This window comes from Bacteroides sp. AF32-8BH, assembly GCF_003435205.1.
GTDB classification, from domain to species: domain Bacteria; phylum Bacteroidota; class Bacteroidia; order Bacteroidales; family Bacteroidaceae; genus Bacteroides; species Bacteroides ovatus.
Genome location: NZ_QVLZ01000002.1, coordinates 150,420 through 167,476 on the forward strand (window position 1 = coordinate 150,420; position 17,057 = coordinate 167,476).

The following is a 17,057-nucleotide window of genomic DNA, read 5'->3' on the forward strand; positions in this document are numbered from 1 at the left end:
TAAAAAGGAGCTTTTAAAGGAATGATTTGATGAAAAAGTATGTAAATTTGTTCGTTTTCGTATTCATGATAGGTGCTTGTCTTTCGCAGGGGAGAGCACAGACAAAGTCTGCGGTGAGTTATAAGAATCCGGTTGTAGATATTGCCATGCCCGACCCTACGGTGATTAAAGCTGCAGATGGTTACTTTTATGTGTATGCTACCGAATCTACCAGAAACGTTCCGATCATGAAGTCGAAAGATTTGGTGGAATGGACGTATTGCAACACTGCATTCACGAATAAAACTCGTCCCAGGTTTGAACCTAAAGCTGGAATCTGGGCACCTGACATTAATTATATTAACGGTAAATATGTGCTTTATTATGCAATGTCGGTGTGGGGAGGAGAACAAACGTGCGGAATTGGGGTAGCTACGGCCAACTCTCCGCAGGGACCTTTTACGGATCATGGTAAGATGTTCCGCAGTAATGAGATTGGTGTACAGAACTCGATCGATCCCAGTCTCCTGCAGTATGAGGGGAGAAACTATTTGGTATGGGGCAGCTTCCGGGGAATATATGTTATTGAACTGACTGCGGATGGGCTGTCGATCATGTCGGGAGCGAAAAAAAAGAGAATAGCGGGAACTGCTTTTGAAGCTGTTTATATCCATAAGCACGGTGATTATTATTATATGTTTGCCTCCATAGGAAGTTGTTGTCAAGGAGTGAAAAGTACATATAAAGTCGTAGTGGGACGTTCCAAGAAAGTATGGGGCCCGTACAAAGACAAGACTGGTAAACCGATGTTGAAAAATGGTTATTCTTTGGTGATAGGTGCGAATGATCATTTTGTAGGCAATGGGCACGGTTCGCAGATTATCCAGGATGATGCCGGACAAGACTGGCTTCTGTATCATGGATTTTCAAGATCAACTCCGGAGAACGGACGTATTCTGTTGTTGGACCAGATCAAGTGGGACCAAGAAGGTTGGCCTTACGTAGAGGGAGGATCTCCTTCTTACGAAACACAAAAAGCACCTGTATTTAATAACTGATTTTCAAATAAACCAATTATAATCTTAAATACCACAAGCATGAAACATACCCCTATTAGCAGGCGGGATTTTCTAAAGAATTTAGGCATAGCCGGGGCTGGCACTCTTCTTGCAGCAAGCCCTTGGCTTTCTGCTTTTTCGGAGGTGATGAACACCTCAAACGAAAAGTGTCGTTTGGCAATTATCGGTCCCGGTTCCCGGGGACGTTTTTTAATGGGATTTCTGGCTAAGAACCCCAAAGTCGAGATCGTAGCATTGTGCGACATTTATAAACCGTCTATCGAGAGCGCATTGGAACTTGTGCCTAATGCCAAAGTGTATGGTGACTACCGAGAAGTGCTGGAAGATAAGTCGATAGATGCCATACTCGTAGCTACCCCTCTTAGTTCGCATTGTAAAATCGTCTTGGATGCTTTCGACGCAGGAAAGCATGTATTTTGTGAGAAGTCAATAGGTTTCACGATGGAAGAGTGTTACCGTATGTATCAGAAGCATCGTAGCACGGGAAAGATTTTCTTCACAGGACAACAGCGTCTGTTCGATCCTCGTTACATCAAAGCAATGGAGATGATTCATGCAGGTACCTTTGGTGAAATAAATGCCATCCGTACTTTCTGGAATCGGAATGGGGATTGGAGACGTTCGGTACCTTCACCCAATTTGGAACGCCTGATAAATTGGCGTCTTTACAAAGAGTTCTCAAAAGGACTGATGACGGAACTCGCTTGCCATCAACTTCAGATCGGAAGCTGGGCTTTGCGTAAGATACCCGAAAAGGTGATGGGACACGGTGCCATCACTTATTGGAAAGACGGCAGAGATGTGTATGACAATGTGAGCTGTGTATATGTGTTTGATGATGGGGTAAAGATGACATTTGACTCTGTCATTTCCAATAAATTCTATGGACTGGAAGAACAGATCATGGGTAATCTTGGAACGGTAGAACCGGAAAAGGGAAAATATTACTTTGAAAGTGTAGCTCCTGCACCGGCCTTCCTGCAAATGGTGAATGACTGGGAAAACAAAGTGTTTGACTCTCTGCCTTTTGCCGGAACAAGCTGGGCGCCGGAAACAGCAAACGAAAACAAAGGAGAATTTATTATCGGAGAACGTCCCAAGAGCGACGGTACGTCATTGTTGTTGGAAGCTTTTGTTGAAGCCGTCATAACACAAAAACAACCTAAAAATATCGCGGAAGAAGGATATTATGCAAGTATGCTCTGTTTGTTGGGTCATCAGGCATTGGAAGAAGAACGGACGCTTTATTTCCCTGATGAGTATAAAATAGACTATCTGAATCATCAATCTGTAAAAACATCCGAAGCAATATGAAAGACACGATTGTAACCGCACGACGTAAGAAAATAGAGTTAATTACTTTACTCGTTTGTTTTGTAGTATCTAATTTGCTACATCTTTATGCAATTATTGCTTATCATGCACCATTTACGGAGATGATAACGTCTATTTTTTATATAATTATATTTACTTTTGTGCTTTATGCTTTCTGGGGGATTTTGCGTCTCTTGTTTTATGGAATGCAAGCACTGTTTAAAAAGAAAAGCAGGAGTTGATAGTTTTCTTGCATAATTTTAAAGAAGAACTTAATCAATATCAATGAAAATAAATAATTTATGGTAACACGAAGGGATTTTTTGAAAACGATGTCGATGGCTTCAGCCGGATTGGCATTGGGAACCGGTGATTTATTACATGCGCAAGCCGCTTCACCTAAAAAAAGAAGAGGTGACAAAGTGAAGATTGCTTATATCGGCATTGGTAACCGCGGAGAGCAGATTATTGAAGACTTTGCACGGACTGGTATGGTGGAAGTGGTGGCTTTATGTGATGTAGATATGGGTGCCAAACATACACAAAAGATAATGGCTAAATATCCGAAAGCAAAGCAGTTTAGGGATTTTCGCCAAATGTTTGATAAGGCCGGTAACGAATTTGATGCTGTAGCAATTGCTACTCCCGACCATTCGCATTTCCCGATCAGTATGCTGGCTTTGGCTTCCGGAAAGCATGTATATGTAGAGAAACCGTTGGCACGTACTTTCTATGAAGCGGAACTGTTGATGCAAGCTGCGCTTAAACGTCCGAACCTGGTTACTCAAGTAGGAAATCAGGGACATTCTGAAGCAAACTATTTCCAGTTTAAAGCCTGGATGGATGCGGGAATTATCAAAGACGTTACTGCTATCACTGCCCACATGAATAACCCACGTCGTTGGCATAAATGGGACACTAATATTTATAAACTTCCTTCCGGGCAGCAACTGCCGAAAGATCTGGACTGGGACACTTGGCTCGGAGTTACTCCTTATCACGAGTATAATAAAGATTATCATTTGGGACAATGGCGTTGTTGGTATGATTTTGGTATGGGAGCATTGGGCGACTGGGGAGCACATATCCTCGACACGGCTCACGAATTCCTGGAACTGGGATTGCCATACGAAGTCACTATGCAATACGCAAATGGACATAATGATTATTTCTTCCCATATTCTTCCACGATTCTCTTCCGTTTCCCGCAACGTAAAGGAATGCCACCGGTAGATATTACCTGGTATGATGGTTTGGATAATCTTCCTCCTATTCCTGCTGGTTATGGAGTTTCGGGATTAGATCCGAACATCCCGGTAACTAATCAGGGAGATACTCCGAAATCTAAGTTGAATCCTGGAAAAATCATTTATACTAAGGATTTGATCTTCAAGGGTGGTAGTCATGGAAGCACTTTGTCTATTATTCCGGAAGAGAAAGCCAAAGAGATGGCAGACAAGTTGCCGGAGGTTCCTAAAAGTCCTTCCAATCACTTCGAGAATTTCTTGCTGGCATGTCAAGGTATTGAAAAGACACGCTCGCCGTTCGAAATCAATGGTGTGTTGAGCCAGGTATTCTCACTGGGTGTGATGGCTCAACGACTTAATACACAGTTGTTCTTTGACCCTCGTACGAAGCAGATTACAAATAATGAATTTGCTAATGCAATGCTGGCGGGACTTCCACCGCGTAAAGGTTGGGATGAATTTTATAAATTATAAATAGAAAATAGCCTTTTCCATTCCTTCTTCGAATATAAGGGAGTGGGAAAGACTAATCAATGATTATGAAGAAGAATATCGTATTAACTTTACTTTTATTCTGTGCCGCTTCTTTAGGTGCACAGAATTGGGAACCTCTTTTCAATGGAAAGAACCTGAAAGGATGGAAGAAATTGAATGGCAAAGCCGAGTATAAAATTGTAGATGGTGCCATTGTCGGTGTATCTAAAATGGGAACACCCAATACTTTTTTGGCAACGACAAAGAATTATGGTGACTTTATCCTTGAGTTTGACTTCAAGGTCGATGACGGTTTAAATTCCGGAGTACAGCTTCGTAGTGAAAGCAAGAAAGATTATAAGAAGGGTCGTGTACACGGTTATCAGTTTGAGATCGATCCTTCCAAACGCGCTTGGTCAGGTGGTATCTATGATGAGGCACGTAGAAACTGGCTTTATCCTTTGACGCTGAATCCGTCGGCAAAAACCGCTTTTAAGAATAATGCATGGAATAAAGCTCGTATTGAGGCTGTAGGTAACTCAATCCGTACCTGGATAAACGGAGTGCCTTGTGCTAATATCTGGGATGATATGACTCCTGTGGGCTTCATTGCTTTGCAGGTGCATGCCATTGGAAATGCGGCAGATGAAGGTAAAACAGTTAGTTGGAAAGATATCCGCATTTGTACGACGGACGTAGAACGCTATCAGACACCGGAAGCGCAAGCTGCACCGGAAGTAAATTTAATTGCCAACACGATTTCTCCGAACGAAGCAAAAGAAGGATGGACGCTATTATGGGATGGCAAGACTACTGACGGATGGAGAGGTGCTAAACTTTCTACTTTCCCCGCGAAAGGCTGGAAGATAGAAGATGGCATTCTGAAAGTGATAAAGAGCGGTGGTGCTGAATCTGCTAATGGCGGTGATATCGTGACTACCCGTAAATACAAGAACTTTATTCTGAAAGTAGATTTCAAAATTACTGAAGGTGCAAATAGCGGAATTAAATATTTCGTAAACCCGGATATGAATAAAGGTGCAGGTTCTGCTATCGGTTGTGAATTCCAGATTCTTGATGATGACAAACATCCTGATGCAAAACTGGGTGTGAAAGGTAACAGAAAGCTGGGCTCGTTGTATGATCTGATTCCGGCTCCTAAGGATAAACCTTTCAACAAGAAAGAATTTAATACAGCTACCGTTATCATAAAAGGCAACCATGTAGAACATTGGTTGAACGGAGTTAAATTGATTGAATATGATCGTAACAATGATATGTGGAATGCATTGGTAGCATATAGTAAATATAAAAACTGGCCTAATTTCGGAAATCCGGAGGAAGGAAATATTCTTCTTCAAGACCACGGAGACGAAGTATGGTTCAAGAATGTGAAGATTAAAGAACTGAAATAAGACGTATTCCATGTTATTGTGGAAGATGCGTCATAATACCTTATGATTTTTATTCAGGCACGAATTGCACAGATTGCGCGGTTGCTACTTTATTAGAACAACCGTGAAATCCGTGTAATCTGTGCCTGATTTGTCCTGCTATACGATGCAAGTCCCTATTCAACATATTTATAAACCGTCCCATGATGGTAACGGACTGCTTTATGCCTGGTTTCTTTCCATGCATACGCGGGTGGATATTATTCTATATAGCCAGAAAGCGGAAGAAGAATTGTTGCTTGTGGTCAATCGTATGTATGATGCATTGTGTCGGTTGGAAAAGATAGCGAACTTTTATGATCCGGCCAGTGAATTGTCTTTTGTCAACCGGACAGCTTCCGTTTCTCCGGTCGTTCTTAGCGAAGAACTTTATTCAATGATTGATTTATGCCTGGAATACAACGAGAAAACCCTGGGATGCTTTGATGTCACAGTCCATTCGGAAAATTACAATCAAAACACGATACACTCGGTACATTTATCACCTGAAGATCATAGCATCTATTATTCACAGCCGGGAATTGCTGTCAACTTGTCCGGTTTCCTCAAAGGGTATGCTTTGGAAACAATTAAAACCATATTGAATGAGTGTGTGATAGAAAATGCACTGATAAATATGGGAAACAGTTCTGTTCTTGCTTTAGGTAATCATCCGGTTGGAACGGGATGGAGAGTCAATGATATACTTCTTTATGATGAGTGTCTTACAACCTCCGGCAATGACTCTCCTGAACGTCGGCATATTGTTTCTCCTCAAGATGGGAAATTGGTGGAAGGTGCCCGACAGATATCTGTAGTTACAACAAATGGGGCAATAGGAGAAATATTGTCTACTGCTTTGTTTGCTGCTGACAGCGAACAGCGTAAAGCTTTGATGGGTATATATGCACACTGTCGTGTATATATATATCCACCGTGCTGGACATATATACCCACCATTGCTGTATTGGAGAGTTTGTAGACGAGCAAAATTACTTGTTAAATATGGGCAAATACCACCAAAAATCGCGTATGACCTGATTTTTCTGTTTTTTGAGACAAAAATACTATTTGAGATAAACTTGCATTTTTATTTTTGCCGTAAAATTATATAATATTAATGCAGCTATTAAAATATAATACGGAAGTAAGTAGATAAATTCAATATAAGCTTGAATATTATAATATTAACTCAAATTTATTTAGTATGGAAAACAAAAAAGGAGGTTTCACGTCTCGGGTAGGATTGTTCTTACTATTGGTGACTTTTTGTCTTGGTACACTACAGGCTCAAAGTTCTAAAATTACGGGATATGTGAAAGATCAATCGGGTGAACCGTTGATTGGAGTAAATGTGACGGAAAAAGGGACTACTAATATGGAACCGTAACCGATCTGAACGGATTCTACAGTATTGCCGTAAAGGCTTCCAATGCTGTGTTAAAATTCAGTTATATTGGTTATAAGAATCAAGAAATCCCGGTAGCAGGTAAAAAACTGATTAACGTCACGATGAAAGATGATTCAGAGACGCTGGATGAAGTAGTTGTAGTGGGTTATGGTACGATGCGTAAAAAAGACCTGACTGGTTCGGTCGTCCAAGTTCGTCCTGATAAGATTGCCAATGAAAATCCTAAAACTGTTCAAGACATTTTACGCGGAACACCGGGATTAGTGGTAGGTTATGGTGAAGGCGATGCTGGCGCAAAAGGCGGCGGTGAGATGAAAATCCGTGGACAGCGTTCTGTTTATACAGATGGTGGCCATAACAATCCGTTGATTATCCTCGACGGTATGTTCTTTCAGGGAGAACTCTCGGAAATTAACCCGGATGATATTGGACAGATAGATGTTTTGAAAGACGCCTCGGCAGCTGCTGTTTATGGAGCACAGGCTGCTAACGGTGTAATCATCATCACAACGAAAAAAGGTAAAAAAGGCAAGCCTGTTGTTAATTTCACAGCTAGCGTAGGTTTAACTCAAAAGGCTGCCTATCGTGATAGATGGCAAACTACGGACGAATATCTGCAACACTATGTAGACTGGAAAGAAAAAAACACTTATGGTGTGAATGCTGAAACAAGAGAATATGCAGCTTATTCAAGACCAGGTAATGAATATACTTCAAAGCCGGAGTATTTCCGGAATCCTAATAATTTGTCGGGGGTGTCTTTGGAACAGTGGCGTAATTATTCGACCAATCGGGAAGGAGAATCTGATCTTAGTATATGGGCAAGACGTTTGGGATTTAGATATGATACGGCTGCACTTGACAATCTTTTGTCGGGAAAGACCGTCGATTGGCAAGATGAAGCGTTCCGATTAGGTTTCAACCAAGACTATAATGTAAGCATTAGTGGTGCCGGCGATAAAGTGGATTATTACATGTCTTTAGGCTATCTGCGCAATGAAGGTGCGTTTGTCGACGATACTTATCGAGCTATCCGTGCAAACTTGAAACTAAATGCAAAAGTTACCGATTGGTTTGAAGTGGGTGCAAATGTAAACTTTCAAGATCGTTCGGATGGTGAAATCGGCATGGATAAGGGTGGTTTTATGGAAAACAGTCCATACGCCATGCTGAAAGACGAAAACGGAAATTATACACAAGACCCCTTGATGTATCAATATGACCGTGCTAATGAAAAAAACTGGTATTTTGAGAAGCAATACATTCAATTGGAAAAAGGGTATACTACATTGAATACTATCTTCAATGCTAAAGTAAAACTGCCTTTCAATATCACTTATCAGTTCAATATTGCGCCTCGTTTCCAATTTTTCTATGACCGTTATTTTACGTCTGCAGAAAGACCTAATTCCAATCCTAACGACCGTGGAACAAATCGGGAACAGGCCAAACGTTTTAATTGGTCTCTGAACAATACGATTACTTGGGACCAAACTTTTGCCAACAGGCACCATGTTATTCTGACATTTGTACAAGAAGCGGAAGAACGCCAATATTGGTCGGACCGGATTGAAGCCCGTAATATTCTGCCGTCTGACGCGCTTGGGTTCCATAACACCCAGAATGGAGATAAGTCTGTCAGCTCATTCAGAACGGATGATAATCATCAAACGGCTGATGCATTGATGGCACGTGCATTCTATTCTTACGATGATCGTTATATGGTTACTGGTACCATTAGACGTGACGGCTATTCGGCTTTTGGGGCAAATAATCCTTATGCATGGTTCCCTTCGGGAGGTATAGCATGGTCATTCACTAATGAGGATTTTTTCCAAAAATATACTCATATCATGAATAGTGGTAAATTGCGTGTTTCATATGGTAAAAATGGTAATCGTTCATTGGAAAATCCTTACGAAGCACTTGCCAATCTTTATCCGGGGGGTGGTAAGATGCAAGGTTATATCACTTCTTCAGGTGACTTATATTTAATGCGTTATTTGATGGCCCAACGTATGAAGAACCCGAATCTGCAATGGGAAAAGACACAATCGTGGAACTTTGCATTGGACTTTGGATTTTTGAACGACCGTATTACAGGTACGTTGGAATATTATCAAATGAGTACCAAAGATATGATTATGAGACAACCTCTATCTAATTTCACCGGATTTGAGAATATCACTACCAATTTAGGACAGGTGAACAATAGTGGTTTTGAGGTGGCATTGAATACTCTGAATATTGATAAGAAGAATTTCCAATGGAGTTCATCATTCAGTCTCTCATATAATAAAAACAGAATCAAACATTTGTTTGGTGATCGTCAAGATATAGTAGATGCCAATGGAACTGTGGTAGGTTCCAGAGAAGCGGATTATGTGGCAGCCGGATGGTTTATTGATAAACCTATTAGTGCGATTTGGGATTATAAAGTAACGGGAATCTGGCAGAAAGATGAGGTTGAAGAAGCTAAAAAATATGGGCAGGTTCCTGGTGACCCGAAAGTATGGAATAATCCGGCTAACGACCAATACGATGCTGATGGTAATTTAGTAAAGGTTATCTATAATAATGATGATAAAGTGTTCCAGGGACAAACCGCCGCTCCGGTTACATGGGCATTACGTAATGATTTCACCTTGTGGAAAGATTTGACTCTCTCTGTGAATATTTACTCTCGTATGGGGCATAAGAGTCTGGAAAGTATGTATTTGAACAATGATGACGACGGTGGTGGTATGACTTATAGATTGGTGAACAAGAATGCTAAGGAATATTGGACTGTAGACAACCCGACTAATAAATATGCACGTATTGAGGCGCAAGGCCCAGAAGGTGCAAAAGGCGCACGTAGATTATATAATCGTTCTTTTATTCGTTTAGAAAATATATCTGTTGGCTATACATTGCCTAGGGCTTGGACGGAAAAAATACAAATCGATCGTGTGAAAGTGTATGGCTCTGTTCGTAACGCTGCTGTATGGGCTAAAGATTGGGAAGGATATGGAGATCCTGAAACCGGTAATTTTGCATCTCGTATTTGGACGCTTGGCCTTAATTTAACATTCTAATCTTTTAAACAGAAACGTATATGAAAAATTACATTCAAAAATATATTTGTAAAAGTGCCACTTTATTTGTGGGCGCTTCATTAATGTTGACCGGATGTTCGGAAAGTTTTTTAGATCCGGATCCTCAAACAATGTTTGAACCGGAAACTGTATTTTCTACGGAAAATGGTATCAAATCCGTATTGGCTATTTGTGACCGTCAACTTAAACGTAATTATGTGAGCGAAGATTCCAGGGAGATGATAGCGCTGCCCACAGAATATACTTTTTCTGATTTGATGGTACCGTCTGCGACTGATAAAAGCGGATTGTTGGATAATGTTGACAATCTGTTGAGACCGAACAGCGATCAAAGTGACGAAAAAAATTTAGGACGCACAAACAGTATATATTTCTTCTGGAGACAAAATTTTGAAGGTGTTAGAAATGCTAATACAATACTTTCGTTTATAGGTAATGTACCAATGGATGAAACATTGAAAAACGAATACATTGGCCGTGCCTATTTCCATCGGGCTTATCGCTATTATTCATTAGTTTTTCAATTTGGACATGTACCTTTGTTGACAAAACTTCCGGAAGTTCCTAAGCAGAACTATCGATCTACTCACCGTGACGCTATTCTGAAAAAAATGGTAGCAGATATGGAATTTGCTGTACAATGGGTTCCTGAACAGAAAGATATGGATTATGTTGGTATGGTAAATAAAGGTGCTTGCCGTATGTTGCTTTCTAAGCTCTATATGTCTATTGGTGAATTCGGGAAGGCAAAGGAACAGTTGGATATCTTAATTGATAAATCAGGCTATTCTTTGATGGAAGAACCTTTCGGAACCTTCTTTGAAGGTGGCGAATCCGCATCATGGCCTATTGCCCGCAATGTTATCTGGGATTTACATCGTCCGGAGAACAAGTTGATTGCTGCCAACAAAGAAGTGATTATGGGTATGCCCAACCGGGGAGCAGCTAAAGAATCATTCATCCCGATGTTGACTATGCGTATTATGTATCCTTTCTTCTTTGATAATAAAATCAAAATGCCTGACGGAAAGCAAGCTCTATTCAACTATACTCGCAAAGATGGCAAATATCGTAAAGAATATGATTATATGCGTGGACTAGGACGTGGTATATCTACATTCCGTACTACCACTTTCTATCAAGACGATTTGTGGGCTGTTAATGGTAAAATGGATCAAACCGATTTGCGGCATAGTACAGAAACGGGAAACTGGATGCACATGGAAAACCTGAAATGTAATAATCCGGATTCTGAATTCTTTGGGCAAAATATTAAGCTTTACGCAGAAGATGATTATTACAATGAGAAAAATGAACTTGTTACCCGCAAGGGAGATTTGATGTGTTCTGACACTATTCGTCGTTGGTATGACGTTCCTCATTACATTTTCTGCCTGAATGATGTCATCAATCAAGCTAAGGAAACCAATAATGGTCTGGAAGGAGCTACGGATGGCAGTATTGCTGATTGGTATCTGTATCGTTTGGCGGAAGCCTACCTGCTGCGTGCAGAAGTAAAATTCTATATCAATCCGGATGATCCAACAATCAAGGATGATATAAACATCGTCAGAGAACGCGCTCATTGTACTGAATTTTATACAGATAAGGTTACTATCGGTGATATCATGGATGAACGTGCGCGTGAACTTTTCTTTGAAGAATGGCGTAATGTAGAGTTAACCCGCGTATCTCTCTGTTTGGCTATCAGCGGCAGAGCGGACGAGTTCGGAAATACATATAAAGTGGAAACATTCGATAAGCAATCCGGCACTGATCCTGAAGGTGGTAGCTATTGGTATCAACGTTGCATCAAGAAAGGTATGTACAACAAAGGCATTACTATTAACGTAAACGCTACTAAAACAGATATCAATTATATCATGGGTAAACATAACATTTATTGGCCTATCCCTGAAAAAGCAATCGTTTCTAACGGAAAGGCTCCTTTGTATCAGAACTACGGTTATGATGGTTATGATCCGAATGTGCAGATATGGGAAACTTGGGAAGAAGCTGTGGCCGATGAAGACAAATTCTGATAGGTGAGGAAAGCTTTCTCTGAAAAATAGCCACCGTAACTTTGAATCTCGAGTTGCGGTGGTTGCTTTTTGAACATATTCTGCTATTTATAGGTCGGTTTCTTTTATTCGTTTTGTTGCTTTTTGCCTAACTTTGCGTTATCAATAGTCAATCTAATGTGTATATGAAAAATAAAATTTTATTGCTGGGTTTATTTTGTTGTAGCCTGATTTCGGCAAATGCACAAGTTTTACTCGACAAAGGAGCAGGAAAGAATAGCTTTCCTATTGTTTCTTCATCAGCGAATGCGGTTATCTGCTTTGATGGAAAAGATGCAACTGTAGTACGTAAGAGTGCTTCTCTTTTTGTGGATGATGTTCATCGTGTGACGGGACAAGAGTTGAAAATGGATGAAAGCAAGCCCGGAAAAGTATCTGCGCGGTATGCGATTATTGCCGGTACTATAGGAGAAAGCGGATGGATTGATGCTTTGGCATCGAGAAATAAAATAGATACAGCTGCCATTGCCGGAAGTTGGGAACGCTATATGATAGAGGTGGTCAACAATCCCGTTCCGGGCATTAAGAAAGCAATTGTCGTAGCCGGAAGTGACAGACGTGGTACTGCTTACGGACTTCTTTCCATATCAAAGGCAATAGGAGTATCTCCCTGGTATTGGTGGGCAGATGCTCCAATCAAACAGCAAAAACAAGTTAGTGTAAAAGTTGATAAGTTCATTTCTAAAACACCGTCTGTCAAGTTCAGAGGTGTCTTTATCAACGATGAAGACTGGGGGCTTTATCGTTGGTCGAAACGCAATTTTGAGAAAGAACGTGGAAACTTCGGACCGAGAACGTATGCAAAAGTGTGTGAACTGCTGTTGCGTCTTCAGGCTAATTATCTTTGTCCGGCTATGCACGATGCATCTATGGCATTCCACCGTATTCCTGAAAATCGCCTGGTAGCGGATAGCTTTGCTATTGTCATGGGGTCCTCCCATTGTGAACCGTTATTGTTTAATACGGCAAGTGAGTGGAAGCGTGATAAAATGGGTGAATGGGACTATATCAATAATAAGGATGGAGTCAACAAAGTGTTGAAATTACGTGTAGATGAATGTGCTCCATTTGAAAATGTATATACTTTGGCTTTGCGTGGGTTGCACGACCGGGCAATGAATGCAAGCAATAATATGAGCGATAGAAAGGAAATGCTTCAGGAAGCTTTGATGGCACAAAGGCAAATGTTGATGGATGCAATCGGCAAGCGTGCTGAAGATATTCCTCAAGCCTTTACTCCTTATAAAGAAGTGCTCGATGTATACGATCAGGGATTGGAACTTCCGGATGATGTGACTATTATCTGGCCGGATGATAATTATGGATATATGAAACGTTTGAGTAGTCCGAAAGAGCAGAAACGTTCCGGACGTTCGGGAGTATATTATCATTCTTCTTATCTGGGTAAACCTCACGATCATCTTTGGATGAACACAACTTCACCCACATTAATGTATGAAGAACTACGTAAAGCATACGACTTGACGGCCGACCGTATCTGGCTGCTCAATGCCGGAGACATCAAATCATGTGAATTTGCTGTTGATTACTTCTTGACGATGGCTTTTGATATTGATTCATTCAACTTTGAAAGAGCGGCAAATTATCGTACCGAATGGTTGTGTGGCATGTTAGGCAACGATTATCGCAATGAATATCAGGATGTAATAAACTCTTTCTATAAACTGGCCTTTGCACGTAAACCGGAGTTTATGGGATGGGGTTACCAGTGGGCTACCGACAAACACGGAAGAGAACGGAATACAGATACTGATTTTTCACTTGCCAATTATCGTGAAGTGGATACTCGTCTGGCTGAATATCGTCGGATAGGGAATATGGCAGAGAAAATTCTGAAAGCTCTGCCGGAAGATAAGAAGGCATGTTATTATCAATCATTATATTATCCGGTCAAAGGATGTGAACTGTTGAATCGTATGATTCTCAACGGACAGAGAAATCGTTGGTACTCTATTCAGCAAAGGGCAACTACTGCAGAATTGGAGAAAATGACTAAAGCTTGTTATGACAGTCTGGAAGTAATCACAAAAGGATATAACTCATTACTTGGAGGTAAATGGGATCATGTAATGACCATGAAACAGGGATTTGCCGCAGCCTACTTTGAACTCCCGGCTCTGCGGAAGGTAAATCTGGCACCTACAGCCTCTTTGGGCATATTGGCTGAAGGAGAGGATATTTTGAAGGGGCAGAAAAGCTTCCATTCACTGCCATCTTTCAACACATATTTCCGTCAATCATATTACGTAGACGTTTTCAATAAAGGAGCGACTCCTTTGAAATGGAAAGCATCAGTTTCAGATAACTGGATTCTGTTAAGTCAGAAAGCCGGAGAAACTACTACAGAAAATCGTATAGAAGTCTCAATCGACTGGGCTAAGGTACCGGCTGGTGAGAAAGTATTCGGAACATTGGAAATCGCATCTGAACGTGGTGAGAAGGAGAATGTCTATATTTCTGTCTTCAATCCTTCCTCTCCTTCATTAGCGGAAATGGATACTTTATTTGTAGAACATAACGGATATGTTTCCATTGATGCTGCCGGTTTCCACCGGAAAGTAGAGAACAAAGCTATTCAAATGAGAACGATTCCTAATTTAGGAATAGAAAATACAGCTATTCAGCTAGGTGATCCGACAGCCGCTCCACAGCGGACTGCAGGTCGCAGCACACCTCGCCTGGAATATGATTTCTATACATTCGAACAAGGTTCGGTTGATGTTTATACGTATGTACTGCCTACATTTACTTTAAGTAAGGATCGTGGATATGCCGGACATGAAGCGACGAATGTAGAAACGAAATATGGAGTATGTATTGACGAAGGTCCTGTAATGAATCCTTCCACTTCTTCTTTTGAGTATGCACAAATCTGGTACGAAAGTGTGTTGAAGAACTGTAGAATAAACAAGACCACTTTGCATATCGATAAACCGGGTAAACACACAGTGAAAATTATATGTGGCGATGCCGGAACTGTCCTGCAAAAGATTGTTTTGGATTTCGGAGGTATGAAGCGTTCTTATTTAGGACCACAGCCGACAAGACAGGCGAAATAGTAAGCTGAATAATATAGTAGAGCTATGAAACACACTTTTTTTATGTTATTTGTCTCCATCGCTATTTCATTTATGGCGTGTGAAGGCGGTGGGGAGAATGATGAGAATTTACCTGCCGATAACGGGAATACGGAGAAACCAAAGGATGATGAAACCCAAGAGCCTGTGGTCTGTAGCATCACACCTATAGGGGAATTGAATCAGGGGACTTCTATTATAAATTCCCATGCAGATGTTACGAAACGTTCATCGCTGATGATGAATTATCGGACGCTTGTGACTATGGAGGATTCTTATCCCCGTTATCCTCGTATAAAAAAAATGAAAAATGGCGACTATATTCTGTTCTATCACAATGGCAGTGCTAACAGTAATATTGGTCGGCGTTGTGTTTATGCGCTCAGTAAGGATCTGAGAACGTGGACAAAGAAAGGAGAGATATTTAACAGTTATGATATTATCGATAGCAAAGGCAATAAGAATATACACTGCTACGCTAATTGTGATGGACTGGTGCTTTCTAATGGAGATATATTAGCGGTTGCATCTTGCAGGGCTAATTCCGGTTATCGCGATTTACCGGAAGATGCAGGAATTGAATTAAGGCGCAGTACGGATAATGGTGTCACCTGGAGTGAACCTGTCAAGATATATCAGGGAGTTAATTGGGAACCTTTCTTGTTGGAGTTGCCTACAGGTGAACTACACTGTTACTTTACAGATAGCAGTCGTACTGGTTTGGAAGGACATGACACAGATACAGGTACGGCAATGGTTGTTTCTGCTGATGGAGGAAAGACATGGAGCCCCGACTTTAGCTCTTCTCCTTATTATGTATTGCGAATGAGATGGGAGAAAAATGGAATTGTCGGCTATAATCATCAGATGCCTTCTGTTGTGAGACTCAATGATAATAAAGGATTAGCTGCAGCTGTAGAAACCAATAATTCAGGATATCATATTTCGCTTTGTTATTCAGATAAAGACGAATGGGAATATTTGGCTGCCGATCAGGAAGGGCCTGCCGATAGTAATAATTGTGTTTTCTCCGGTATGGGACCATATTTGGGACAGTTCCCTTCGGGAGAAACCGTCCTTTCGTATGAATCGTCAAGCAAATATACTCTTAAAATAGGAGATGCCACTGCTCGTAATTTTGGTAGTGCTTATCAACCTTTTTCAGGTGGTTATTGGGGTTCACTTTGTATGATTGATTCACATACATTGGTTGGAACTAATGTTAAAGTGAAAGAAGGACCGGTTCAGATGGCACAGTTCGTACTTAATCATCGCATTGATGCCGTGAAAAGAGAGGTTACGGTAGATGGTAACAATAAAGAGTGGGCAAATACAGATCATGCACTTTTTGTGGGCGGTAAGTCACAAGCGCAAGGAACGCTACGTTGTTCGTATGATGATGATAATATTTATTTTCTGTTAGAAGTACTTGATCGAAACTTGCTAGCTTCTGATTACACTTCCTTATACATATCTCCTGTGGGTAATAATAAACTGTCCAAAGGGGCTTGTTGCATACAAGTAACAATGAATGGACTGAAGAATTGTGAAATATATGATTCAGCATGGAAAGAAGCGCAATTGGATGCCCAGGTCAAAACTTATGTCTGTGATGAAACAAACGAGAGGCGTATCGATAATTATGGATATATTGCTGAAGTTGCTATCCCACGTTCTAAATTAACTATAACTTCCGGGCAAATACTTGTCAATTTTTCCGTTACAAAGCGCAATTCGGTAGATGCTATTTGTGATGTAACATCTACAAGCACGGCACGTTGGATACCGGTGACTGGGTTATGATTCGGAGAATTTATTATTGGATAATTAATTATATAAAACA

Annotated in this window: 9 protein-coding genes and 1 pseudogene; all 10 read left to right on the forward strand. The window is 40.8% G+C overall.

All coding sequences use genetic code 11. The annotated features are described in order from the left end of the window. The first annotated feature begins 29 nt into the window (after nucleotides 1-29). The 10 genes and pseudogenes from DWZ47_RS02005 to DWZ47_RS02050 all read left to right on the forward strand — a co-directional run bounded on the left by DWZ47_RS02005 (nucleotide 30) and on the right by DWZ47_RS02050 (nucleotide 17,017). Nucleotides 30-1,037, forward strand: coding sequence for a family 43 glycosylhydrolase (locus tag DWZ47_RS02005; RefSeq protein WP_004296585.1), 1,008 nt, complete (start codon nucleotides 30-32; stop codon nucleotides 1,035-1,037). A gap of 39 nt (nucleotides 1,038-1,076) precedes the next feature. After that, nucleotides 1,077-2,372 (forward strand): Gfo/Idh/MocA family oxidoreductase, encoded by a 1,296-nt coding sequence (locus tag DWZ47_RS02010; protein WP_117512183.1) that lies wholly within the window; start codon nucleotides 1,077-1,079, stop codon nucleotides 2,370-2,372. Further along, entirely contained in the window at nucleotides 2,369-2,614 is a 246-nt protein-coding gene (locus DWZ47_RS02015) for a hypothetical protein (RefSeq protein WP_008016134.1), read from the forward strand. The genes DWZ47_RS02010 and DWZ47_RS02015 overlap by 4 nt, the downstream gene beginning before the upstream one ends. Before the next feature lie 60 nt (nucleotides 2,615-2,674). Continuing rightward, nucleotides 2,675-4,093, forward strand: coding sequence for a Gfo/Idh/MocA family oxidoreductase (locus DWZ47_RS02020; RefSeq protein WP_074556527.1), 1,419 nt, complete (start codon nucleotides 2,675-2,677; stop codon nucleotides 4,091-4,093). A 65-nt stretch (nucleotides 4,094-4,158) separates the two neighbouring features. Then, nucleotides 4,159-5,508 (forward strand): DUF1080 domain-containing protein, encoded by a 1,350-nt coding sequence (locus DWZ47_RS02025; RefSeq protein WP_055234545.1) that lies wholly within the window; start codon nucleotides 4,159-4,161, stop codon nucleotides 5,506-5,508. A gap of 145 nt (nucleotides 5,509-5,653) precedes the next feature. Beyond that, the gene (locus DWZ47_RS02030) at nucleotides 5,654-6,508 is read left to right on the forward strand and encodes an FAD:protein FMN transferase (protein ID WP_117512184.1); all 855 of its coding nucleotides are present in this window, start codon (nucleotides 5,654-5,656) and stop codon (nucleotides 6,506-6,508) included. Nucleotides 6,509-6,733: 225 nt separating this feature from the next. Next, a pseudogene (locus DWZ47_RS02035) lies at nucleotides 6,734-10,014 on the forward strand (SusC/RagA family TonB-linked outer membrane protein). A 20-nt stretch (nucleotides 10,015-10,034) separates the two neighbouring features. Further along, nucleotides 10,035-12,077 carry a RagB/SusD family nutrient uptake outer membrane protein gene (locus DWZ47_RS02040; RefSeq protein WP_117512185.1) on the forward strand — a complete coding sequence of 681 codons (2,043 nt, stop codon included), beginning with the start codon at nucleotides 10,035-10,037 and terminating at the stop codon, nucleotides 12,075-12,077. A 164-nt stretch (nucleotides 12,078-12,241) separates the two neighbouring features. After that, a complete protein-coding gene (locus DWZ47_RS02045) occupies nucleotides 12,242-15,196 on the forward strand; it encodes a glycosyl hydrolase 115 family protein (protein WP_117512186.1) in 2,955 nt (984 codons plus the stop codon). A 24-nt stretch (nucleotides 15,197-15,220) separates the two neighbouring features. Further along, a complete protein-coding gene (locus DWZ47_RS02050) occupies nucleotides 15,221-17,017 on the forward strand; it encodes a hypothetical protein (protein WP_074704426.1) in 1,797 nt (598 codons plus the stop codon). The last annotated feature ends 40 nt before the right edge of the window (nucleotides 17,018-17,057 follow it).